This window comes from Variovorax sp. GW460-12-1-14-LB1 (assembly GCF_059423605.1).
Genome location: NZ_JBWKYF010000071.1, coordinates 15,552 through 36,670, shown reverse-complemented (window position 1 = coordinate 36,670; position 21,119 = coordinate 15,552). Strand labels below are relative to the sequence as shown.

At 69.5% G+C, this 21,119-nt stretch carries 21 protein-coding genes; 7 read left to right on the top strand and 14 right to left on the bottom strand.

The features are described from left to right. Window positions 1-134: 134 nt before the first annotated feature. The 3 genes from AC07Y4_RS26820 to azu all read left to right on the top strand — a co-directional run bounded on the left by AC07Y4_RS26820 (window position 135) and on the right by azu (window position 4,019). Entirely contained in the window at window positions 135-1,109 is a 975-nt protein-coding gene (locus tag AC07Y4_RS26820) for a Bug family tripartite tricarboxylate transporter substrate binding protein (RefSeq protein WP_495275367.1), read from the top strand. A 10-nt stretch (window positions 1,110-1,119) separates the two neighbouring features. Beyond that, window positions 1,120-3,468 carry a cytochrome P450/oxidoreductase gene (locus tag AC07Y4_RS26815; protein ID WP_495275366.1) on the top strand — a complete coding sequence of 783 codons (2,349 nt, stop codon included), beginning with the start codon at window positions 1,120-1,122 and terminating at the stop codon, window positions 3,466-3,468. Window positions 3,469-3,566: 98 nt separating this feature from the next. Next, window positions 3,567-4,019 carry an azurin gene (gene azu / locus AC07Y4_RS26810; RefSeq protein WP_159276014.1) on the top strand — a complete coding sequence of 151 codons (453 nt, stop codon included), beginning with the start codon at window positions 3,567-3,569 and terminating at the stop codon, window positions 4,017-4,019. Here azu and AC07Y4_RS26805 read toward each other — a convergent pair. The 6 genes from AC07Y4_RS26805 to AC07Y4_RS26780 all read right to left on the bottom strand — a co-directional run bounded on the left by AC07Y4_RS26805 (window position 4,012) and on the right by AC07Y4_RS26780 (window position 9,252). Continuing rightward, window positions 4,012-4,932: a sensor histidine kinase gene (locus AC07Y4_RS26805; RefSeq protein ID WP_495275365.1), complete on the bottom strand. Its 921-nt coding sequence runs from the start codon at window positions 4,930-4,932 to the stop codon at window positions 4,012-4,014. The genes azu and AC07Y4_RS26805 overlap by 8 nt on opposite strands. Next, a complete protein-coding gene (locus tag AC07Y4_RS26800; protein WP_495275364.1) occupies window positions 4,929-5,777 on the bottom strand; it encodes a hypothetical protein in 849 nt (282 codons plus the stop codon). Before AC07Y4_RS26800 ends, AC07Y4_RS26805 begins: the two co-directional genes overlap by 4 nt. 74 nt (window positions 5,778-5,851) lie before the next feature. Further along, window positions 5,852-6,565 (bottom strand): response regulator transcription factor, encoded by a 714-nt coding sequence (locus AC07Y4_RS26795; protein ID WP_095948901.1) that lies wholly within the window; start codon window positions 6,563-6,565, stop codon window positions 5,852-5,854. Between the two features lie 113 nt (window positions 6,566-6,678). Beyond that, the gene (locus AC07Y4_RS26790; protein WP_495275363.1) at window positions 6,679-7,491 is read right to left on the bottom strand and encodes an SDR family NAD(P)-dependent oxidoreductase; all 813 of its coding nucleotides are present in this window, start codon (window positions 7,489-7,491) and stop codon (window positions 6,679-6,681) included. 100 nt (window positions 7,492-7,591) lie between these two features. Continuing rightward, window positions 7,592-7,972 (bottom strand): YciI family protein, encoded by a 381-nt coding sequence (locus AC07Y4_RS26785; protein WP_070062632.1) that lies wholly within the window; start codon window positions 7,970-7,972, stop codon window positions 7,592-7,594. Next, window positions 7,954-9,252 (bottom strand): RNA polymerase sigma factor, encoded by a 1,299-nt coding sequence (locus AC07Y4_RS26780; protein WP_495275362.1) that lies wholly within the window; start codon window positions 9,250-9,252, stop codon window positions 7,954-7,956. Before AC07Y4_RS26780 ends, AC07Y4_RS26785 begins: the two co-directional genes overlap by 19 nt. A 112-nt stretch (window positions 9,253-9,364) precedes the next feature. On the opposite strand from AC07Y4_RS26780, the gene AC07Y4_RS26775 reads away from it, so the two are divergent. Then, complete coding sequence (locus AC07Y4_RS26775; protein WP_495275361.1) at window positions 9,365-9,877, top strand: MOSC domain-containing protein; 513 nt, start codon at window positions 9,365-9,367, stop codon at window positions 9,875-9,877. A gap of 7 nt (window positions 9,878-9,884) precedes the next feature. On the opposite strand, the gene AC07Y4_RS26770 is transcribed toward AC07Y4_RS26775, so the two are convergent. From AC07Y4_RS26770 to AC07Y4_RS26750, 5 genes are read right to left on the bottom strand one after another with little or no spacing between them, the layout of a single operon-like run. Continuing rightward, on the bottom strand, window positions 9,885-10,691 hold the full coding sequence (locus tag AC07Y4_RS26770; RefSeq protein WP_206167908.1) for an alpha/beta fold hydrolase: 807 nt from the start codon (window positions 10,689-10,691) through the stop codon (window positions 9,885-9,887). Window positions 10,692-10,693: 2 nt separating this feature from the next. After that, window positions 10,694-11,533: a proteasome-type protease gene (locus AC07Y4_RS26765; protein ID WP_062474940.1), complete on the bottom strand. Its 840-nt coding sequence runs from the start codon at window positions 11,531-11,533 to the stop codon at window positions 10,694-10,696. Window positions 11,534-11,561: 28 nt separating this feature from the next. Next, the gene (mutS, locus tag AC07Y4_RS26760; protein ID WP_495275360.1) at window positions 11,562-14,219 is read right to left on the bottom strand and encodes a DNA mismatch repair protein MutS; all 2,658 of its coding nucleotides are present in this window, start codon (window positions 14,217-14,219) and stop codon (window positions 11,562-11,564) included. Between the two features lie 32 nt (window positions 14,220-14,251). Continuing rightward, entirely contained in the window at window positions 14,252-14,584 is a 333-nt protein-coding gene (locus AC07Y4_RS26755) for a helix-turn-helix domain-containing protein (protein ID WP_159270960.1), read from the bottom strand. Further along, a complete protein-coding gene (locus tag AC07Y4_RS26750; RefSeq protein ID WP_495275359.1) occupies window positions 14,581-14,922 on the bottom strand; it encodes a type II toxin-antitoxin system RelE/ParE family toxin in 342 nt (113 codons plus the stop codon). Before AC07Y4_RS26750 ends, AC07Y4_RS26755 begins: the two co-directional genes overlap by 4 nt. Before the next feature lie 344 nt (window positions 14,923-15,266). On the opposite strand from AC07Y4_RS26750, the gene AC07Y4_RS26745 reads away from it, so the two are divergent. The 3 genes from AC07Y4_RS26745 to AC07Y4_RS26735 all read left to right on the top strand — a co-directional run bounded on the left by AC07Y4_RS26745 (window position 15,267) and on the right by AC07Y4_RS26735 (window position 17,190). Then, window positions 15,267-15,455: a polysaccharide deacetylase gene (locus AC07Y4_RS26745; protein WP_354344848.1), complete on the top strand. Its 189-nt coding sequence runs from the start codon at window positions 15,267-15,269 to the stop codon at window positions 15,453-15,455. 142 nt (window positions 15,456-15,597) lie between these two features. Further along, complete coding sequence (locus AC07Y4_RS26740; protein ID WP_495275358.1) at window positions 15,598-16,167, top strand: hypothetical protein; 570 nt, start codon at window positions 15,598-15,600, stop codon at window positions 16,165-16,167. 33 nt (window positions 16,168-16,200) lie between these two features. Then, entirely contained in the window at window positions 16,201-17,190 is a 990-nt protein-coding gene (locus AC07Y4_RS26735) for a magnesium and cobalt transport protein CorA (protein WP_495275357.1), read from the top strand. Between the two features lie 43 nt (window positions 17,191-17,233). On the opposite strand, the gene AC07Y4_RS26730 is transcribed toward AC07Y4_RS26735, so the two are convergent. From AC07Y4_RS26730 to AC07Y4_RS26720, 3 genes are all read right to left on the bottom strand, one after another. Beyond that, window positions 17,234-18,076: a siderophore-interacting protein gene (locus tag AC07Y4_RS26730; RefSeq protein ID WP_495275356.1), complete on the bottom strand. Its 843-nt coding sequence runs from the start codon at window positions 18,074-18,076 to the stop codon at window positions 17,234-17,236. An 11-nt stretch (window positions 18,077-18,087) separates the two neighbouring features. Further along, the gene (locus AC07Y4_RS26725; RefSeq protein WP_062474958.1) at window positions 18,088-18,675 is read right to left on the bottom strand and encodes a PadR family transcriptional regulator; all 588 of its coding nucleotides are present in this window, start codon (window positions 18,673-18,675) and stop codon (window positions 18,088-18,090) included. A gap of 119 nt (window positions 18,676-18,794) precedes the next feature. Then, window positions 18,795-21,116: a sensor histidine kinase gene (locus AC07Y4_RS26720; RefSeq protein WP_495275355.1), complete on the bottom strand. Its 2,322-nt coding sequence runs from the start codon at window positions 21,114-21,116 to the stop codon at window positions 18,795-18,797. Between the last annotated feature and the right edge of the window lie 3 nt (window positions 21,117-21,119).

The following is a 21,119-nucleotide window of genomic DNA, read 5'->3' as shown; positions in this document are numbered from 1 at the left end:
GGCTTCGGCGGGGGAGGTCATGTCGTCCTCATCTTAGGTGGCGGCCTCGGTGGCCGGGTAAACCCGTGGTTTGGTGATTACGCAATGCGTATGATAATTACGCAATACACAATTTCTACCCCGGAGACACCCCGATGAAGATGCACTTCGCCCGCGGCCTTGCGGTCCTGTCCCTGGCTGCCCTGGCCACTGCCGCCAGCGCCCAGACCGCTTTCCCCGCCAAGCCGATCCGCTGGCTCGTGCCCTACGCCGCGGGCGGCGGCTCCGACTTCCTCGCGCGCACCGTCGCCCAGACGCTGTCGACCCAGGTCGGCCAGCCGGTGCTGGTGGACAACAAGCCGGGTGGCAACACCGCGCTGGCCGCCGCCGAAACCGCGCGCGCCCCGGCCGACGGCTACACCGTGCTCTCGGCCGACAACGGCACGCTGGTGTTCAACCCGGCGCTGTACAAGTCGCTGAGCTACAGCCCCAGGAAGGACCTGGCGCCCGTCACGCTGATGGGCAAGTTCCCCATGATCCTGGTGGTCGGCGCCAACTCGGGCTTTGCCTCCGCCAAGGACTTCATCGCGCAGGCCAAGGCCAAGCCGGGCGGCATCAACTACGCCTCGGCCGGCGCGGGCAGTCCGCACCACCTGGCGATGGAACTGCTGAAGGTCGAGGCCAAGCTCTTCATGGTCCACGTGCCGTACCGCGGCGCAGCGCCCGCGCTGGCCGACGTGGTCGGCGGGCAGCTGCCGGCCATGATGGTCGACATGGCCGCCGGCGCCGGCTTCATCAAGGGCGGCAAGGTGCGCGCGCTGGCCGTGGCCAACCCCACGCGCCTGCCGCAGCTGCCCGACGTGCCCACCTTCGCCGAGCTCGGCTACAAGAACGTCGAGGCCGCCGCGCTGGTCGGCGTGGTGGTGCCCGCGGCCACGCCGGCCGACGTGGTGAACACGCTCAACCGCCAACTGGTGGCCGCCATCCACGAGCCCTCGGTGAACAAGCGCATGGTCGACTTCGGCGTCGAGCCCGTGGGCAACACGCCCGCGCAGTACACCGAGCTGCTCAAGGCCGAGACCGCGCGCTGGCACAAGCTGATCCGCGACCTGAAGATCACGCTCGACTGAGTCTGCTGCCATGTCCGATACCGCCATGCCTTCGCGCACCTCCGGTTGCCCCGTCGCGCACGGGGCGCTCTCCGCCGAGCGCACGCCCACCGGCTGCCCCGTGAGCCAGCGCGCCGCCGAGTTCGATCCCTTCGAGGACGGCTACCAGCAAGACCCGCCCGAGTACGTGCGCTGGGCCCGCGAGCAGGAGCCGATCTTCTACAGCCCCAAGCTGGGCTACTGGGTGATCACGCGCTACGACGACATCAAGGCGGTGTTCCGCGACAACCTCACCTTCAGCCCGTCGAACGCGCTGGAGAAGATCACGCCCACGGGTGAAGAAGCCAACGCCGTGCTCGCAAGCTACGGCTTTGCGCTCAACCGCACGCTGGTGAACGAGGACGAGCCGGCCCACATGCCGCGCCGCCGCGCGCTCATGGACCCGTTCACGCCCGAGGCGCTGAAACACCACGAGCCGCTGGTGCGCGAACTGGCGCGCAGCTATGTCGACCGCTTCATTGACGACGGCCGCGCCGACCTCGTCGACCAGATGCTGTGGGAAATCCCGCTCACCGTGGCGCTGCACTTTCTCGGCGTGCCCGAGGAAGACATGGACACGCTGCGCAAATATTCCATCGCGCACACCGTCAACACCTGGGGCCGCCCCAAGCCCGAAGAGCAGGTGGCCGTGGCGCATGCCGTCGGCAACTTCTGGCAGTACGCCGGCAAGGTGCTCGACAAGATGCGCCAGGACCCCGACGCACCGGGCTGGATGCAATACGGCATCCGCAAGCAGATGCAGCACCCCGAGGTCGTCACCGACTCGTACCTGCACTCGATGATGATGGCCGGCATCGTGGCCGCGCACGAGACCACCGCCAACGCCACCGCCAACGCGGTGAAGCTGCTGCTGCAGCACCCGCAGGTGTGGCAGGAGCTGTGCGACGACCCGGGCCTCATTCCCAACGCGGTGGAAGAGTGCCTGCGCCACAACGGCTCGGTGGCCGCCTGGCGCCGGCTCGTCACCAAGGACACGCAGGTCGGCGGCGTCGACCTGCCGGCGGGCTCGCGCCTCTTGATCGTCACCTCGTCGGCCAACCACGACGAAGGCCACTTCGCCGATGCCGACCTGTTCGACATCCGCCGCGACAACGCCAGCGACCACCTGACCTTCGGCTACGGCTCGCACCAGTGCATGGGCAAGAACCTGGCGCGCATGGAGATGCAGATCTTCCTGGAGGAGTTCACGCGCCGCTTGCCGCACATGCGCCTGTCGGAGCAACGCTTCAGCTACGTGCCCAACACCTCGTTCCGCGGCCCCGAGCACCTGTGGGTCGAATGGGACCCGCGCGCCAACCCGGAGCGCGCCAACGCCGGCCTGCGCGACGTGCAGGTGCCCGTGCGCATCGGGGAGCCGTCGGCGCACGCCATCGCGCGGCCCGTGGTGGTCGAGCGCGTGACGCCGGTGGCCGACGGCGTCGTGCGGCTGCGCCTGGTGTCGCCCGACGGCAAGCCGCTGCCGCGCTGGACGCCGGGCTCGCACATCGACGTGGAATGCGGCTCACCCGAGCTGTCGCGCCAGTACTCGCTGTGCGGCGACCCCGACGAAGCCCACGCGCTGGAGATCGCCGTGCTGCACGAGCCCGAAGGCCGTGGCGGTTCGGCCTGGGTGCATGCGAACGTGAAGGTGGGCGACCGCCTGCGCATCCGCGGCCCGCGCAACCACTTCCGGCTCGACGAGTCGCTGCCGAAGGCGATCTTCATCGCCGGCGGCATCGGCATCACGCCCGTGAGCGCGATGGCGCGCCGCGCCAAGGCGCTGGGCATGGACTACGAACTGCACTACAGCGGCCGCAGCCGCGCGAGCATGGCCTTCGTCGACGAACTGGCCGCGCTGCACGGCGGGCGCCTGCACGTGCATGCCGCCGACGAAGGCCGGCGCAACGACCTGCACGCGCTGCTGGCCACGCCCGTGCCCGGCGCGCAGGTGTATGCCTGCGGCCCGCTGCGCATGCTCGAAGCGCTCGAAGACTGCTGCGCCGCATGGCCCGAGGGCGCGCTGCGCGTGGAGCATTTCGAATCGACGCTGGCCACGCTCGACCCGTCGAAGGAACATGCCTTCGAGGTGGAGCTGAAAGACTCCGGCCTCGTGATCACCGTGCCGCCCGACCAGACCCTACTGACGGCCCTGCGCGCGGCCAACGTCGACGTGCAGAGCGACTGCGAGGAAGGCCTGTGCGGTTCGTGCGAAGTGCGCGTGCTGGCCGGCAAGGTCGATCACCGCGACGTGGTGCTCACGCGCAGCGAGCGCGATGCGAACACGAAGATGATGGCCTGCTGTTCGCGTGCGTGCGAAGGGCGGCTGGTGCTCGAGCTTTGAGGCTTTTCGCCGCGCATTGATTCATCGCAAGTGTTTCGCGGCACGCCCACCGCACAGTGGGGCGTGCCGAATCGGCACCTCAACGAAGGAACCATGTGATGAAGACGAGAACCACCGCGGCCCTGCTTTTCACGGCGCTGCTCGCCGGCCCCGTGCTGGCCGCCACCTGCGACATCGAGATCGAAGGCAACGACGCGATGCAGTTCAACAAGAGCGCCATCGCGGTGCCGGCCAGCTGCAAGCAGTTCACCGTGAAGCTCAAGCACGTCGGCAAGCTGCCCAAGGCCGCGATGGGCCACAACTGGGTGCTGAGCAAGGCGGCCGACGCGCAGGGCGTGGCGGCGGACGGCATCGGCGCGGGGCTGGACAAGGCCTATGTGAAGCCGGGCGATGCCCGCGTCATCGCGCATTCGAAGGTCATCGGCGGCGGCGAGACCGATGCCGTGAGCTTCGACGTGAGCAAGCTCAAGGCGGGAGACAGCTATGCGTGGTTCTGCTCGTTCCCGGGGCACGCGTCGCTCATGAAGGGCACGCTGGCGCTGGTCAAGTAGGCGCCGCGCCGCCCAAGGGCATCCGCAAAACCACCTGCGTCTCGCCGGGGCGCGACTGCAGCTGCAACTGCGCGCCCAGGCGGCGTGCCCGCGCCCGCAGGTTGCGCAGCCCCGCGCCGCCGCTCACGCCATCCACCGCGAAGCCGCGGCCGTCGTCGCGCACGCTGAGCTGCAGTTCGGCGCCCGCGCGTGCCACCGTCACGTCCACGCGCCGGCCCGCGCTGTGCTTGAGCACGTTGGTCAGCGCCTCCTGCAGGAAGCGCATCAGGTCCAGGCTCTGCGAGGGCGCGAGCTCCAGCGTGTCGATGCCCGAGACCTTCCAGCGGCAGTCGATGCCGTTGGCGTCCAGCAGCTGTGCGCTGCGGTAGCGCAGCGGCGCCAGCAGCTCGCCGAGCGCGCGCGCGCCGTCGTCGCGGCCGGTGGCGTCGATGATCAGCCGCAGGTCGTCGCGCAGGCTCTTGAGCATGGCCAGCAGCTGCGGCGCGCTGAGGTGCTCGGGCGTGCGCTCCAGCGTCGCGATGCTGCCCACCAGCATGCCGCCCAGGCCGTCGTGCAGGTCGCTCACCAGCGCCACGCGCTCGCCGATGCGCGCGTGCGCGAGCTCCAGCGCGTGCTGCTGCGCGAGCGTGGACGCGAGCTCCGCCTTGGCGGCGTTCACTTCCTCGATCAGCTCGGTGTTGAAGTTCTCGATGCGCCGCAGGCTCTGCACGAAGCGCCCGGCCTGCGTCAGCGCCATGCCCAAGAGCAGCACGTACGAGGACATGGTCGTGTAGTAGATGTTGCTGTCGATCACCTGCGTGAACACCAGCAGGTCGTGCGCGCCCGTGAGCGCCGACACCGCCATGAACGGCGCGAGCGAGCGCATCGGGCTGCCCCGGTGGCGCAGCGCATGGAAGATGCCGCTGCTGTTCACCCCGATGATCGTGAGCCGCCCACCAGCGTCCAGATCGCGCGGTGCGTGGGCAGGTTGGCGGTGCCCGCGAACCACAGGTCGAGCACGCCCACGGCCGCCACCGCGAACGCCGCGATCTCCAGGCGCGGCAGGCGCCGCCCGGCGAAGCGCAGCACGAACACGCCGTACGACACGCTGAAGAACAGCAGCAGCGAGGTGTTCAGCGCCTGCCAGCTGTGGTTGCTGGCAAAGGGCCACGGGCTGGTGGCGATCTGGTTGTAGCCGAACAGCAGCCACAGCACCGACATCGCCGCGAACCAGCCGTAGGCCGTCTCGCGCCGGCGCAGCAGCCACCACGCCGCGAAGAAGGCCGACACCGCCGCGCTGGTCGCCAGGCCGAACACCTGCAGGTCGCGTCGCATGAGCTGCTCGCGGTCGAACTCCGCCTGCAGGGCGGCGGGCGTGCCCAGGCTCACCGGCCCCAGCCCGGCCTGGTAGGCCGACAGGCCCGACACGCGCACCAGCAGCGTGTTGGTGCCGGCGCGCAGCTGCGGCGCGGCCAGCAGCCAGTAGCGCGACGAGTTCCACGCGCGCGTGAGCGGCTCGACCAGGCTGCGGTCGCGCCAGATCGTCGTGCCGTTGAGCGAGACCTCGCCGGCCATGTTCAGGTAGTGCAGCAGCAGCCCGGTTTCGGTCACCGGCGCGGGCTGCTCCCAGGTCAGCCGGTACCAGACCACGCCGTCGAAACCGGGCCAGCGCGTGGCCCAGCTGTCGGGCAGGGCGACGGGCGTCCAGCCGTCGGCGGGCGGCGTCGTGTCGTCCCAGCCGGTGCCGCGTGCGGCTTCGGCGCGCAGTTCAGGAACCACCGGTGTTTGTGCGTGTGCGCTGCCCGTCGGGAGCAGCAGCCACAGGGCCCACAGCAGCAGGCCCGCAAGGAGCCTCAGCGCAGCAAGCCCTGCCTTCGGCCCTGGTAGACCGCCTCGGTGCGCGAGTTGACGGCCAGCTTGCGGTAGATGTTCTTGGTGTGGCATTCCACGGTGAGTCTGGAGATCGACAGCGCCTCCGCCATGTCGCGGTTGCTCATCCCTTGCGACACGAGCTCGAGGATTTTGCGCTCGCGCGGCGTCAGCATGACGGGCGTGGTGGCCGGCGTCAGCGACGGGTCGTCGGGCGGCGAGGGCAGGCCGGGCAGCTGGGTCGCGACCCAGCCGAGGATGCGGCGGGCGATGGCCGGGTCGATCGGTGCGCCGCCTTGCTCGATGCTGCGCAGCGCGATGCTGAGCTCGAGGTCGTCGCGTTCCTTCAGCAGGTAGCCGATGGCGCCGGCACGCAGCGCCGCGAAGATCACGGCCTCGGTGCGCCAGGCCGAGATCACCACGGCGGGCACCAGCCGGTGGTGCACGTGCATCCACTCGATCAGGTCGACGCCGCTGCCGTCGGGCAGGCCGATGTCGACCAGCGCCACGCCGAAATGCTGCTGCTCCAGCAGCGAGCGGGCCGAGGTCAGGCTGTCGGCCCAGGCGATCTGGGGCTCGTCGCATCCGAGCGTCGACAGCACGTACGCCAGGCGCTCGCGCATCGCCGGATCGTCTTCGACCACCAGCGCGGGGCTCAGCGAGACCACTTCAACGTCTTCCAGGAGAGGGGCAGACATAGGACGACATTTTTGAGCCGTGGTGTACGTGGTGCAACGTTTTTTCTTAAATGAAACGACTGTTTCTAAAGTTCCTATTTGTATCTTGATGTTAATTCAAAGCGACCACAACCCTAATCGAGGATGACCCCTCCGCTCAGGTTGACTATTGCCCCGGTCATGGCCCCGGCCAGCGGCGAGGCCAGGAACACTGCGGTGCCCGCGAGCTGCTCCAGCGAGGGCAGGCGTTCGACCAGCAGCCCCTCGGGCCGTGCTGCCAGCATCTGCTCGACCGTGAGGCCCATGTGCTCGGCCGCCGGGCGAAACACCTCGCCGCTGTGCGAGCCCGCGGCCACCGCCTCGGGAATCGCGTGCGAGCGGATGCAGGCCGTGCGGATGCGAAAGATCGCCAGCTCGCCCGCCATGTGACGCGCGAGCCCCTCCACGCCGGCGCAGGCCACGGCATGTCCGAGGTACCCGGGGCCGGGTAGGCGCGAGGCGGGCGTCGAGACCGACAGGATCACGCCGCCGCCGCGTGCCGCCATGTGCGGCGCCACAGCCTTGGCGGTGAGGAAGTTGGCACGCGTGTAGGCGTGGATGGGGAGGAAGAAGTCCTCTAGCGACAGCTCGGCCAGCGGCCGGCCCTGCACGTGGAAGACGCCGACGGCGTTGAACGCGAGGTCGATGCCACCGGCCTGCTCGGCCACCTCGGCCGCGTGGCGCAGCATCGCGGCCTCGTCCAGCGCATCGACCACCGCGGCCTGCGCGTGGCCGCCGGTTTGCGCGATGTCTCGCACCACCGCATCGAGCTTGTCGCGGCTGCGGCCGGTGATGAACACGCGGGCGCCTTCGCGCGCAAAGGCGCGGGCGACGGCGCCGCCGAGGGCACCGCTGCCGCCGTGGATCACGGCGCAGCGGTCTTGCAAAGAGGGGGCATTCGAGGGCATGGACGTTTCTCCTTGGAGGGGGTGGCGACCCGCGACATGCGGGCGCTCGTTCCAAGGACGGCGCAGGCCCAGCTGATCCGACAGCGCAGTGGGATTTTTTTCAGACCTGCGGAATGCGCGGCGCGATCACGCCCGGGTCGTACCAGGTCACCGGGCGGATCTCGAACACGCCGCCCTCGAAGTCCAGCCGCCGCGCCGCATGCCGCGCGTCTTCGAGCGACTCGCACTCGACGATGTAGATGCCCATCAACTGCTCCTTCGTCTCGGCGAAGGGCCCGTCGGTCACCAGCGGATGCGCGGCGCCAGCGTGCCGCACGGTGGTGGCGGTGTCGGGCATCAGGCGCAGCACGGTGCCGAGCCGGCCGGCGGCCTGCAGCTCGTCGCGCAGGTCGGTGTGGCGCTCGAGCATCTCGTCTTCGACCTCGGGCGCCCAGCCGGCCGCCGCAGCTTCGGAACCGTAGATCAGGATGGAATAGAGCATCGTGCGTCCTTTGCTTGAAGGGAGTCGGAAGAGGCGCCCGCACCGAGACGGTCGAGCAGCAGGCGGATGTGCGCGGCCTCGGCGGCGGTGCGGGCCAATGCGAGCGCGTCGGCGAAGGCGCGGCGCGCCTCGTCGGCGCGGCCCAGCTGCATCAGCAGCCCGCCGCGCAGGCCGTGGAAGTGGAAGTACGCCGACAGCGGAACCGCCAGCGTGTCGACCATCGCCAATGCCGCCTCGGGCCCGCGCACCTTGGCCACGGCCACCGCGCGGTTGAGCGTCACCACGGGCGAGGGCTGCAGCTTTTCGAGCCCGGCGTAGAGCCGGTCGATCTCGGCCCAGTCGGTGTCGGTCGCGCGCGTCGCCCGTGCGTGCGTGGCCGCGATGGCCGCCTGCAGCTGGTACGGCCCGATGCGGCGCTGGCGCAGCGCGGTGTCGAGCAGGGCCAGGCCTTCGTCGATTGCCGCGCGGTGCCAGCGCGTGCGGTCCTGGTCTTCGAGCAGCACGACCATGCCGCCTGCGTCGAGCCGCGCATCGGCGCGCGCGTGCTGCAACAGCAGCAGGGCGCACAGGCCGGCGGTCTCGGGCTCGTCGGGGAACAGCTCGCACAGCAGGCGCGCGAGCCGGATCGCCTCTTCGCACAGCGCCACGCGCACATGGGCCGTGCCGCCGCTGGCCGCGTAGCCTTCGTTGAACAGCAGGTAGACCACCGCGCCCACGGCCGCCAGCCGCTCGCCGCGTTCGCGCACACCGGGCGCATCGAAGGGCAGGCCGGCCGCGGCCACGCGCTGCTTGGCACGCGTGATGCGCTGCTCCATGGCGCGCTCGCCGACCAGGAAGGCGCGCGCGATCTCCGCCATCGACAGCCCCGAGACGATGCGCAGCGCCAGCGCGATCTGCTGCGCGAGCGGCAGCGCGGGGTGGCAGCAGACGAACAGCAGGCGCAGCACGTCGTCGCGGTAGTGCGACTGGTCGAGCTGTTCGGCGAGGTCGGGGTCGAGGGCCATGTCCGCGTCGCCGTCATCGGCTTCGGGCAGCGGATCGTGCCGGTCGCGCCGCCGCAGTTCGTCGAGCGCCGCGTTGCGCCCCACGAGGATCAGCCACGCCAGCGGATCGTCGGGCGGCCCGTGCTCGGGCCAGTGCCGCAGCGCGCGCAGGCCGGCTTCCTGAAAACCTTCCTCGGCCGTGTCCAGGTCGCGGAAGTAACGCAGCAGCGCCGCCACCGCGCGCGGACGCGCGGCGGTCAGCGTGGTGGCGATCCAGCTCAGCTCGGTGGTGGTCATCGTCGGCGCGGTCGTGTCGCTTCGAAGAAGGTCGGTTCAACCCCAAGGACGCGCCAGTATGCGGCGGGCCGACAGCAGCGCGCAAAAAAAGTCCGCGTGGACAATGCGGCGCATGCCCGATCTCCACGCCCTGACCCGGCAGTTTCCGCACCCCGGCCGGCTCGACGCCATCCTGCTGCGCCCCGCGCGGCGCACGCCTGTCGCGTCGGTGCAGGAGGTGCTGGCCATCGAAGCGCTGGGCCTGGCCGGCGACCGCAGCAGTGCCGGGCGCGGCGGTGGCAAGCGGCAGGTCACGCTGATCCAGGCGGAGCACCTGCCGGTTGTCGCGGCGCTCGCGCAGCGCGTGGAAGGTGTCGACGCCGGCCTGCTGCGCCGCAACCTCGTCGTGTCGGGCCTCAACCTGCTGGCAGCGCGCTCGCTGTTTCGCGACCAGCCGCTGGTGCTGGCGCTCGGGCCCGAGGTGCTGCTCGAGATCACCGGGCCCTGCGAGCCCTGCTCGCGCATGGAAGAGCTGCTCGGCGCCGGTGGCTACAACGCCATGCGCGGGCATGGCGGCGTGACGGCGCGGGTGCTGCGTGGCGGTGTGCTGCGCGTCGGCGACGCGGTCGCCTGCCGCACCGCCTGAACACCACCTACATCAGGTTGCGCAGCGAGGCCTCGATGGCCGCCGCCGTGGCCAGCGGCTTTTCCATCGGGAACAGGTGGCTGCCGTCGAGCATCGTGATGCGGCCCTTGGTGACCTGCTCGGTCATCGCCATGCCCACCTGCTTCATCTCGACCGACTGGCGCCCGCCGATGAAGGCCGCCTTGCACTTGAGCGGATGGCGGCGCAGCAGCGCGCCCAGCGTGTGGGGCAGGGTGTTGTAGATGGCGGTTTCCACGTCGCGATCGAAGCTCAGCGAGCGCGTGTCTTCGCTGTCGAAGGTGCCGTGGTCGATGTAGTCGTGCAGCACCTGCTCGTCCCACTTCGCGAACGCCTTCTTGCTGCGGAAGTGCTCGAACACCGCTTCGCGGTGCTCCCAGCTGTTCTTGCGCTTGCGGCTCACGGCGCCGGGCGAAATGCTCTTCATGAGCGGCGTGCGCTTGACCACGTTGAGCGTGTTCGCGCGCCAGCCGCCAAGGATCGGTGAATCGATCAGCAGCACGCCGCGCGCCAGCTCGGGATGGCGCGCCGCGCACATCAGGCTCAGGAAGCCGCCCAGCGAATGGCCGATGAGGAACACCGGGCCGCCCGCGCGATCGGCGCGCAGCTTGGCGAAGTCCGCCAGCTGCTGCACCAGGTGCGGCCAGTTGTCGGTGACGGGGTACTTCGGGTCGTGCCCGAATTTCTCGATGGCGTCGACCTCGAAGCCCCGGTTGCGAAGGCTGTCGAGAACGACGCGGTAGGTGCTCGCCGGAAAGCTGTTGCCGTGCGAAAAGATGACAGGAGGCACGGACAGATTCAGATGAGCTTTTCGTCGGGGGTCGAGATCTTGCGCAGCGGGCTGTGGCGCGTGGCCGGCATCCGCAGCGGGTGTTCGGTGGCGCTGTCGTCCCACACCGGGTCTTCGATGCTGTCGAACACCTCGCGCAGCTTCTGGCCCCAGCTGTTGTGCATCATGCGGTAGTAGGGGTTGTCGGCGTCGATGCAGATCACGCGGTCGGTCTCGAGCTTGTTGGCCTCGTACACCACCAGATCGAGCGGCAGGCCGACCGACAGGTTCGACTTCATGGTCGAGTCCATCGACACCAGCGCGCACTTGGCGGCTTCGTCCAGCGGCGTCTCGGGCGTGAGCACGCGGTCGAGCACGGGCTTGCCGTACTTCGATTCGCCCACCTGGAAGTAGGGCGTCTCGGTGGTCGCTTCGATGAAGTTGCCGGCGGCGTAGACCAGGAACAGGCGCATGCCTTCGCCCTTGACCTGCCCGCCGAAGATGAACGACACGTTGAAATCGAGGCCCGCATGCTTGAGTGCTTCGGCATCGCGGTCGTACACATGGCGCACGGCCGAGCCCAGCACGCGCGCGGCGTCGAACATGCTCTTGGCGTTCCAGATGGTGATGGGTTCGCCCTGCGTGCCGTCTTCGCGCGTTTCGCGCAGCTCTTCGATCTGCAGGATTTCGCGCACCGACTGCGAGATGCTCAGGTTGCCCGACGACAGCAGCACCATGACGCGGTCGCCCGGCTGCTCGTAGACGATCATCTTGCGGAAGGTGCTGATGTGGTCCACCCCCGCGTTCGTGCGCGAGTCGGAGAGAAACACCAGGCCGGCGTTGAGTTTGATGCCTACGCAATAAGTCATGGGTTCGCCTTGCAGGAACTGGGCCCGCTCATGCGGTACTGCGTTCACGTGCGTTCAGTTTCTGGAGGGCATAGAGCGCGTCGAGGGCTTCGCGCGGGCTCATGGCGTCCGGGTCGAGGGCAGCCAGCGCGGATTCTACGGCGCTGGCCATGGGGGTTTCGGTGGCCGGCGGCGGCGCGAACAGGTCGACCTGGGCACGCGTTTGCGCATGCTGCGATTCGAGCGCGTCGAGCGCCTGCCGCGCGTGGTTGACCACCGCCGCGGGCATGCCCGCGAGGCGCGCCACCTGGATGCCGTAGCTCTTGCTGGCCGGGCCCGGCTGCATCTCGTGCAGGAACACGATGTCGCGGCCCGACTCGGTCGCGCTCACGTGCATGTTCACGGCGCCGTGGTGCGTGGCCGGGAACTCGGTGAGCTCGAAGTAGTGCGTGGCGAACAGCGTGAAGGCCTTGCTGCGGTCGTGCAGCTGCGCCGCGATGCCGGCCGCCAGCGCCAGGCCGTCGAAGGTGCTGGTGCCGCGGCCGATTTCGTCCATCAGCACCAGCGACTGCGCCGTGGCGCTGTGCAGGATCTGCGCGGCCTCGGTCATCTCGAGCATGAAGGTCGACTGCGCATTGGCCAGGTCGTCGGCCGCGCCGATGCGCGTGTGAATGGCGTCGATCGGCCCGAGCCGGCAGGCCGTGGCCGGCACGTGCGAGCCGATGGAGGCCAGCAGCACCACGATGGCCACCTGCCGCATGTAGGTCGACTTACCGCCCATGTTCGGGCCGGTGATGATCTGCATGCGCTGCTGCGGCCCCATCTGCGTGTCGTTGGCAATGAAGCCGCCCGACGACTTCTCGGCCAGCCGCGCCTCCACCACCGGGTGGCGGCCCTGCTGGATCTCGATGCACGGGTGCGACACGAAGGTCGGCGCGCGCCAGTTCAGCGTGTGCGAGCGCTCGGCCAGCGCGCACAGCGCGTCGAGCGCAGCGATGCCGCCGGCCAGCTGCGTGAGCGCGGGCACCGAAGGCTGCAGCGCGTCGAGCAGCTGCTCGTACAGCCACTTCTCGCGCGCCAGTGCGCGGTCTTGCGCGCTCAGTGCCTTGTCTTCGAAGGCCTTCAGCTCGGGCGTGATGAAGCGCTCGGCGTTCTTCAGCGTCTGGCGGCGGCGGTAGTTGTCGGGCACCTTCGAGAGCGCGCTTTGCGTCACCTCGATGTAGAAGCCGTGCACGCGGTTGAACTGCACGCGCAGGTTGCTGATGCCGGTGCGCTCGCGCTCGCTGATCTCGAGCTTGAGCAGGAAGTCGTCGCAGTTCTCGCTGATCTCGCGCAGCTCGTCGAGCTCGGCGTCGTGGCCGGTGGCGATCACGCCGCCGTCGCGCACCAGCGCCGACGGGTCGGGCTTGATCGCGCGCACCAGCAGGTCGGCGCAGCCCGGCGGCGGCGCGAGGCGTTCGGTGATCTGCGCCAGCAGCGCGGCCGCGCCCGGCAGCAGCGGCGCCAGCTGCTCGGCCTTCGCCAGCGCGAGCTGCAGCGCCACGAGTTCGCGCGGGCGCACCTGGCGCAGCGCGATGCGCGCCGCGATGCGTTCCACGTCGCTGGTGTTCTTCAGCTGCTCGCGCAGCGTGCGCCAGGGCGCGGCCGTGGCGCCGAGCCCGGGGGACTGCAGCGCACCGATGGCATCGAGCCGCCCCTGGGCTTCGCTGCGGTCGCGGCGCGGCGAGAGCAGCCAGCGCTTGAGCAGGCGGCTGCCCATGCCCGTCATGCAGGTGTCGAGCAGCGAGAACATCGTGGGCGAGTCTTCGCCGCGCAGCGTCTGCACCAGCTCGAGGTTGCGGCGCGTGGTGGGCGGCAGCTCGATCAGGTCGCCGTCGCGTTCCACCGACAGCCGCTGCACGTGCGACAGCGCGCGGCCCTGCGTGTGCTCGGCATAGCCCAGCAGCGCGGCGGCGGCGGCGTGCGCGTTGCCCAGCGATTCGGCGTTCCACGCCGCGAGGCTGTGGCTGCCCATCTGCTCGCTGAGCTTGCGCTCGCCCAGGCCAGGGTCGAACTGCCAGGCCGGACGCAGCGACAGCGTGAACGGCACGGCCGCGCGCGCGGCCTTCAGGCGCTGCTCGAAGGCGGGCGTGACCTCGGCGCTGTACAGCAGCTCGCTCGGCGCGATGCGCGCGATCCAGGCTTCGAGCGCATCGGCCGGGCACTCGGCCAGCCGCAGCTCGGCGCCTGTCACGCTGAGCCAGGCGAGGCCGCAGAAATTGCGCGTGCCCGCATGCACGGCGAGCAGCAGCGAATCGCTCTTGTCGTTGAGCAGTTCCGAGTCGGTCAGCGTGCCGGGCGTGACCACCCGCACCACCTTGCGCTCGACCGGCCCCTTGCTGGCACCGACCTCGCCCACCTGCTCGCAGATGGCGACCGATTCACCCAGCTTGATGAGCCGCGCGAGGTAGGTGTCGACCGAGTGGAAGGGCACGCCGCACATCAGCACCGGCTGCCCGGCCGACTGGCCGCGCTGGGTGAGCGTGATGTCGAGCAGACGCGAGGCCTTTTCGGCGTCGGCCCAGAACAGTTCGTAGAAATCGCCCATCCGGTAGAACAGCAGGGTGTCCGGATGGTCGGCTTTGAGGCCCAGGTACTGCGCCATCATGGGCGTGTGCCCGGAGAAGTCGCTGGAGGAGGGGGCGGGGTGGGCAGTCGTCGTTTTCACTCGGGCGATTATCGGGGACGGGCGGACGGGGATCAGCCGACGGTCAGCGTGACCGGCTTGCCGATGCGGCTGAGCATTTCGACCAGCGTGTCGATGGTGAACTTGGTCGTTTTCTTGTTCACCACGTCCGACACCCGGGGGCGCGAGACCATCAGGATCTCGGCCGCTTCGGCCTGCTTCAGCTGGTGCTCGGCGATCCAGTCGGCCAGCGCCTCCATGAGTTGCTGCTTCAGCAGCCGCGTGTCGTTGATCTGCTTGTGCGAGGCGGCCTGCAGGCGGCGGGCTTCGGCCGGCGCAAAGCCCAGCTCGAGGAAGAGGTTGGCGCCCGGCGGGGTGACGTGGCGGATGGCGGTGTCGGTCTTCATGGGGTGTCCTTCCTGGCGTGGATCACGGCGCGGTAGCGCGCTTGGGCGATGGCCTTGTCCTGCGGGCTGGTGGCCTGTGTCTTCTTTTGAAAGCAGTGCAGGACATAGACCGCTTCCTCGAACTTCGCCAAGTACATCACGCGGTAGATGCCGCTGGCGTCCCGCAGCCGGATTTCCCGTGTGCCGGCCCCCACATCGTTGAAGGGCTTCCAGTCCGTCGGGTCCAGCCCGGCCTGCACCTTGCCCAGTTCGAAACCCGCCGCGCGGCGCGGTTCCACGGGAAAGGCCAGCAGGTCCGCATAGGACGAGCCCACCCAGCGGATTTCCTTTTCGTCCATTGACGCACTCGCGTGTATAAGATTTTATACGTGAAGCCTGGTGCGTTCCTCGCGCCATGACTCCTCCCCTGGGTCGGCATTGTCGAGAAGCGCCGGGGTCTTCGCCTCGCATGGCACCATGCCGGTCCCGATGACCGTGTACTTTGTGGGGATCCGGCGCAGATCCACCACGCGGCCTGTTCCAGGCGCGGCGCCCCGCCGCACGCGCTTTTTTGGCCGTCCTTGAATCCAGACAGCTCCCCCGTGCGTAGCCATGCGCATGCGCATGACTACGCGGGCGCACGCGACCTTTTTTCTCCATGGAGACCCCAGTGAGTTACGAGGACATCCGGAAACGATTTCATGTGCCTGCCCGCAAGGGCGCCAGGGTGCTGGTGCACGGGCAGCCCGGCACCGTGACCACCGTGCGGGGGCTCACGCTGCGCGTGCGGCTGGACGGCATGAGCTGGTCGCGGCCGTACCTGCCGGACGAGCTGCAATGGCTGCCGGCCCCGGCGCCCGAGCCGCAGGGGCAGGGCGGCCCCGAGCACTGACGCGGTCGGGCGCGGGCGGCGGCCCGCATCGCCGCTCCTAAAATCCCCCGGCGCAAACCCCGCGTGAAGAACAAAGGCGCCCATGGCCCCGTCGGATGAAATCAAAGGCCCTGCAGCGGACGCGCTCCTGGACACCGCCACCTTGCCCGCTGACCTTGCGGCGCTGTACCTGTGCATGTCGCCGGCCCAGCTGGCGGACCTGCGCAAGTCGAAACGACCCGAAGGGCGACCGGGCACGGGCAACAGCGGCCCGTCCGTCATCCGACCCGTCGAAGGCACGGGCGGTGCCAAGGACCCGGCGCTCTACCAGCTCGGCACCCTGCGCGACTTTGCCAAGGCAAACGCCGCCCCCTCGGCCTTCGACACCGCGCTGAACACCGGCCTGCCGGGCTGGTTCAGCGCCAAGCTGCCTTTCTTTGCCGAGCGCGAGCCGCGCATCAAGCGCGGCAAGCGCGTGCTCATCGGCGGCGCCTGGGACCGGGCCGATCCGCTGCGCGAGCAGCGTTTCGTCGCGCTGGCCAAGGGCCGCATCCGCTTCACGTCGCTGACGTGTGCCGAAGCCGCCGCGAGCCTGTGGGCCGACGTGGCCAGCCACCGCGCGTTCGCCGACCAGGGGCTGGCCCTGCTCGCGCGCGAGACGCAGGCCATCGAGGCCTCGCTGGCCGACACGGCCCGCCTGGCCGCGACCGCACCGACCGATGCGGCGGCCTGACCTCCCTTCAAGTTCGACGATGGAAGTGCTCCGATGCTGATCAACTGCGTGGCCTATGAAAACGGCGCCAAGCTCGCCGACATTCCCGTCGAGGACATCAGCGACTACATCTCCCGCACCGGCTGTTTCGTCTGGGTGGCGCTGAGCGACGCCACGCCCGAAGAGCTGGCCCAGATGCAGGACGAGTTCGACCTGCACCCGCTGGCCGTCGAAGACGCCCAGCACGGCCACCAGCGTCCCAAGGTGGAGGAGTACGGCGACTCGCTGTTCGTCGTGATGCACCTGGTCGAGCCCTCGACCGACACCGAGGGGGAGGGCGGGCACAGCGTGAACGTGGGCGAGGTCAATGTGTTCGTCGGCCGCAACTACGTGCTGTCGGTGCGCAACCGCAGCCAGCAGGGCTTCCTGGGCGTGCGCGAGCGCTGCGAGCGCGAGCCCGACCTGCTGCGCAACGGCGCGGGTTTCGTGCTCTATGCGCTGATGGACGCGGTGGTCGACCGCTACTTTCCGGTGATCGACGCGCTCGAAGTGGAACTCGAATCCATCGAGCAGCAGATCTTTGCCCAGGGCGGCGCGGCGCGCGACAAGATCAAGCAGCTGTACGACCTGAAGCGCCGCAGCCTCATCCTCAAGCGCGCGGTGGCGCCGCTGGTGGAGGCGGCGGGCAAGCTGCACGGCGGGCGCGTGCCGCAGATCTGCGTGGGCACGCAGGAGTATTTTCGCGACGTGGGCGACCACCTGGTGCGCATCAACGGCTCGATCGACGCGGTGCGCGACACCATCGCCACGGCGGTGCAGGTGAACCTCTCGATGGTCACCATCGAGGAGAGCGAAGTGACCAAGCGGCTCGCCGCCTGGGCCAGCATCTTCGCGGTGTGCACCGCCTTTGCGGGCATCTGGGGCATGAACTTCGAGCACATGCCGGAGCTGAAATTCCGCTACGGGTACGCGATGGCGCTGGGGTTGATCGTCAGCACCTGCGGCTACCTCTACTACCGGTTCAAGCGCGTCGGCTGGCTCTAGTGCGAAGCCCGGCCCCGGGCTTCGCGACTGAGTCGCGCCTTCTTTATTCGTCGTGCGTGTCGTGCGTCGCCACGGCACCGCGACGCCAGTAACCCGACGCCCGAACCCACTTCGGGTTCGCACCGCGCTCGCCCACGAGGTGCGCACGCAGCGCTTTCGCGATCGCCGATTCGCAACCCACCCAGGCGTGGAAGTCGCCGTCCGGCAGCGCCATGGTTTTCAGCGTGTCGACCAGCACGGGGCTCAGGCCTGGTGCGGCGCCCTGGCGGTGCACCCAGCGCAGCGTTAGCTCGGCCTGCGTCTCGAAGGGAATCTCGTCGGCTGCGCTGTCGACTTCCGCCAGCACCACCACGCGCGCGCCGGCCGGCAGTTCGGCCAGGCGGCGAGAGATGGCGGGCAGGGCGGTGTCGTCGCCGATCAGCAGGTGCCAGTCGAATTCGGTCGGCACGATGAACGAGCCGCGCGGGCCACCCACGCCGACGATGTCGCCGGGCTTGGCCTGCTCGGCCCACTGCGTGGCGGGGCCGGCGTCGTGCAGCGCGAAGTCGATCTCCAGCGTGTTGGCCTGTGCGTCGTGGCGGCGCGGCGTGTAGTCGCGCATGGCGGGACGGCCGCCTTCGGGCCACACGGGACCGTCGGGGCCGGCGGTCGGCAGCGTGAGCTGGCCGGTGGCGGCATCGGGAAAGAACAGCTTCGCGTGGTCGTCGAAGCCGGGGCTCGTGAAGCCTTCGAGCGCGTCGCCGGTCAGCGTGATGCGGATCAGGTGCGGCGTCACGCGCTGCACGGTTTTCACCGTGAGCTGGCGAAAGCGCAGTTCGTGGCGCACGCGGCGGGGCGTGCGGTCGGGCGTGTTGGCAGAGGAAGCAGTGGTGGTGAAGTCGGTCATTTCAGGTTGGTTCAAATGCGTTCGAGCTGTTGTGCGGCGCTGTCGAGCACCGCGGCGAATTCGTGGGCTTGTTGTTCGGTGAGGGGGGCGCCGCCAAGGCGCAGGCGCATCGCGAGCTTGAGGTTCTCGATGGCGCGGGTGACTTGCGGGGGCCGTCCGGCGCGCGGGCCGGCGCCGTCCACGCCACCCGCCATGCGGGCCATCATGGCGTCGGCCGTCTCGCGGTTGGCGGCCAAAAACTCCTGGCCGCTCGGCGTGATGCTGTAGCGCTTGCGACCGCCGACGTCGGCGGTTTCCACGCTCAGGTAGCCCAGCTCTTCCAGCAGCGTGAGCGTGGGGTAGACCACGCCGGGGCTCGGCGCGTAGGTGCCGCCCAGGCGATCCTCGATGGCCTTGATGAGCTCGTAGCCGTGCGAAGGCTTGTCGGCAATGAGCTGCAGCAGCACGAAGCGCAGCCCGCCGTGGCCGAACACCCGGCCCGCGCCGCCGCCGCGTCCGCCGCGCATCCCGCGGCCGCCGCCGGCCAGGCCGTCTTCGTGTTCGCCGCGCGGGGCGTGGCGGTGGTGATGGTGGTGCGGAGCGTGGTGAAGGTGGCGCATGGGGATGGCTTTCTTGAGTGGGTCGAGACTATTCTAGATATATCGAAATAGAAAGCGAAAGCCCACCCATCGGGCGACCCTGCCGGTCGCATGGGTTCTGGCGGCGCGGTTCCTTCGGGCTACAGCGGGCGCAAAGGCGCCGCGCGCGCAATCAACCGGATCTGCTCGAAATCCAGCCGGTCCAGCGCCTGGCGAAGCGTCAGCACCATCGGCTGGCTGTGCGCCTCCGTGGCCAGCCGGTTCACCCACTCGTGCAGGTCGCTCCAGCGCCCGTCGCGGGCGAGCACTTCGAGCTCGTCCTTCTGCGCCGGCGACAGCGGCGTCAGCACCGGCAGCAGCCGGCCGCGCGCCCGGGGCCTGGCACGCGGGCGCGGCGCTGCGATGGGTTCCGATGGTGGCGGTGCAGGCGCATCCGACGAAGGCGCCGGCTCGGTCGACAGCGAGAACACCACCCGCGTCCCCGCGCCCATGCCGCTGTGAATGGCGAGCCGCCCGCCCATCCGCTGCACGATGCGCTGCGCAATCACCAGCCCGAGCCCGCCGCCCGCCATGCTGGGCGCGTTGTCGGCCAGCAGGCGCGTCATGCGCTCGAGCGTGTCGGCGTCGATGCCCGTGCCGCTGTCGGTCACCTCGAAATGCAGCTGCCACGCGCCGTCGGACGGCTGCGCCTGCAAGCGCAGCCCGATGGTGCCGTTGCGCGTGAACCTGGCCGCGTTCGACAGCAGGTTCAGCACCACCTGCTGCAGCCGTTTGCCGTCCAGGCGGACCAGGGCCGGCAGTTCGCCGTCGATCGTCAGTTCGAAGCTGTTGTGCTGGCGCTGCGCGAGCGCGTGCGCGTACTGCGCGACGTTGTCGACCAGCGTGCGCAGCTGCACCGGCTGCGCCTCGACGGCCAGCGGCGCCAGCTCGCCCTTGGCGTAGTCGACCAGGTCATCGATCAGCTCCAGCTGGTAGGCCGCGCTGCGCTCGATGGTGGCGAGCCGCGCGGGCGCAGGCGTGTCGCTGCCGTCCTGCATCAGCTTCAGGTTGCCCAGGATGGTGGCCACCGGCGCGCGCAGGTCGTGGCTGATGTAGGCCAGCAGTTCTTTCTGCTCGCGCGTGCGCTGCTCGGCCTGGCCCAGCGCCTCGCTCAGCGCGCGCGTCTTGCGCACCACTTCTTCTTCGAGCCGCTGCTGTTCCTGGGCCTGCCACTGCAGCAGCGTCTGCTGCGCCGCGTTGCGCTGGCGCGTTTCCTGGAACGACCAGGCCGTGATCGCGAACGCGCCCACCAGCATGCCCGGGAACGCCAGCGCATAGTGATCGAAGTCGGACATCGAGCGCTCCGCGAACATCAGCGCCGACATGCGCATCAGCGCGCCCACGCAGATCACGAGCATCACCATCAGCGACAGCCGCCCGCCCGGCCCGGCGCGCCGCTGGTAGATGAAGGTGCAGACCGTCAGCGCGAGCACGATCAGTGGCGCGTTCACGATGCCGATGGCCGCGAAGGTCGCATAGGGGCCGAGCAGGGTGCCCAGCAGCACGACGATTTCGACGCCGGCCAGCACGAACAGCAGCGGGCGCCCGGGCACGCGCACCGGGCTCTGGCGGCCGCGCTCGTGAAAGTACAGCAGCAGGCACAGCGCCGTGGCCGCCACCATCACGCTGTGGCCGCGGTAGCTCCAGACGGTGCTGTCGGGCCACAGCGCAATGCGCGCGTAGCCCCGGTAGGTGGCCTCGTACAGCGCCAGCAATGCAAAGCTCCCCGCCTGAAAGGCCAGCATCGGCGCGCGCGAAATCCACCACAGCGCGGCCGAGTACACCGCGAATGCCAGCAGCCCGCCGATCAGCAGGCCGCTGAGCAGCGCATGGTTGCGTTCGATGTGATGCCACGCCTCGTCGGTGTGCAGCTCCAGCACCAGCTTGATCTGGCCCGTGCTCATCACGCGCACCAGCACCTGCACCGACTCGCCCGGCTGCAGGTCGATCTGCAGCTGCGGAATGCGGTCGTGGCGGTGCGTGCTGTCCATCGGGTCGGACACGCCGGCCTGCGCGTGGGTCCATGCGGGTTGGCCATTGCGCGTGCGCAGCAGATGAAAGTCGACATGCCGCAGCCACGTCACGTTGAGCCCGAACCGCGCTGTGCGCACTTCCTGCGCATCGTTGACCAGCGACAGGCGCAGCCACACCGCCGAGGTCGAGAACCCGCGCATCAGCTGGTCGGGCGTGGCGGGCACGAACCCGTTCGCACCGCCGCTGGGCAAGGCGAGCACCTCGCGCGCCGACAGGCGGGCCGTGGGGTCTTCCAGCACCTCGACGGTCTGTTCGACGGAGACATTGCCCCGGTTCAGCGCGCTGAACCTGACGGCTTCCGCCGCGCTGGCCGCGAAGCCCCACAACCACAAGGCCAGGCCGAGCAGCAGACCGCTTGCCCACCAGGGGCGTGTGCGCACCGGATGCATCGC

Bases quoted from the DNA above. Each gene is read 5' to 3' on its own strand.
- AC07Y4_RS26820 (WP_495275367.1), top strand. From the start codon at position 135: ATGAAGATGCACTTCGCCCGCGGCCTTGCGGTCCTGTCCCTGGCTGCC.
- AC07Y4_RS26815 (WP_495275366.1), top strand. From the start codon at position 1,120: ATGTCCGATACCGCCATGCCTTCGCGCACCTCCGGTTGCCCCGTCGCG.
- azu (WP_159276014.1), top strand. From the start codon at position 3,567: ATGAAGACGAGAACCACCGCGGCCCTGCTTTTCACGGCGCTGCTCGCC.
- AC07Y4_RS26795 (WP_095948901.1), bottom strand. From the start codon at position 6,565: ATGTCTGCCCCTCTCCTGGAAGACGTTGAAGTGGTCTCGCTGAGCCCC.
- AC07Y4_RS26790 (WP_495275363.1), bottom strand. From the start codon at position 7,491: ATGCCCTCGAATGCCCCCTCTTTGCAAGACCGCTGCGCCGTGATCCAC.
- AC07Y4_RS26785 (WP_070062632.1), bottom strand. From the start codon at position 7,972: ATGCTCTATTCCATCCTGATCTACGGTTCCGAAGCTGCGGCGGCCGGC.
- AC07Y4_RS26780 (WP_495275362.1), bottom strand. From the start codon at position 9,252: ATGACCACCACCGAGCTGAGCTGGATCGCCACCACGCTGACCGCCGCG.
- AC07Y4_RS26775 (WP_495275361.1), top strand. From the start codon at position 9,365: ATGCCCGATCTCCACGCCCTGACCCGGCAGTTTCCGCACCCCGGCCGG.
- AC07Y4_RS26765 (WP_062474940.1), bottom strand. From the start codon at position 11,533: ATGACTTATTGCGTAGGCATCAAACTCAACGCCGGCCTGGTGTTTCTC.
- AC07Y4_RS26755 (WP_159270960.1), bottom strand. From the start codon at position 14,584: ATGAAGACCGACACCGCCATCCGCCACGTCACCCCGCCGGGCGCCAAC.
- AC07Y4_RS26750 (WP_495275359.1), bottom strand. From the start codon at position 14,922: ATGGACGAAAAGGAAATCCGCTGGGTGGGCTCGTCCTATGCGGACCTG.
- AC07Y4_RS26735 (WP_495275357.1), top strand. From the start codon at position 16,201: ATGCTGATCAACTGCGTGGCCTATGAAAACGGCGCCAAGCTCGCCGAC.
- AC07Y4_RS26730 (WP_495275356.1), bottom strand. From the start codon at position 18,076: ATGACCGACTTCACCACCACTGCTTCCTCTGCCAACACGCCCGACCGC.
- AC07Y4_RS26725 (WP_062474958.1), bottom strand. From the start codon at position 18,675: ATGCGCCACCTTCACCACGCTCCGCACCACCATCACCACCGCCACGCC.
- AC07Y4_RS26720 (WP_495275355.1), bottom strand. From the start codon at position 21,116: ATGCATCCGGTGCGCACACGCCCCTGGTGGGCAAGCGGTCTGCTGCTC.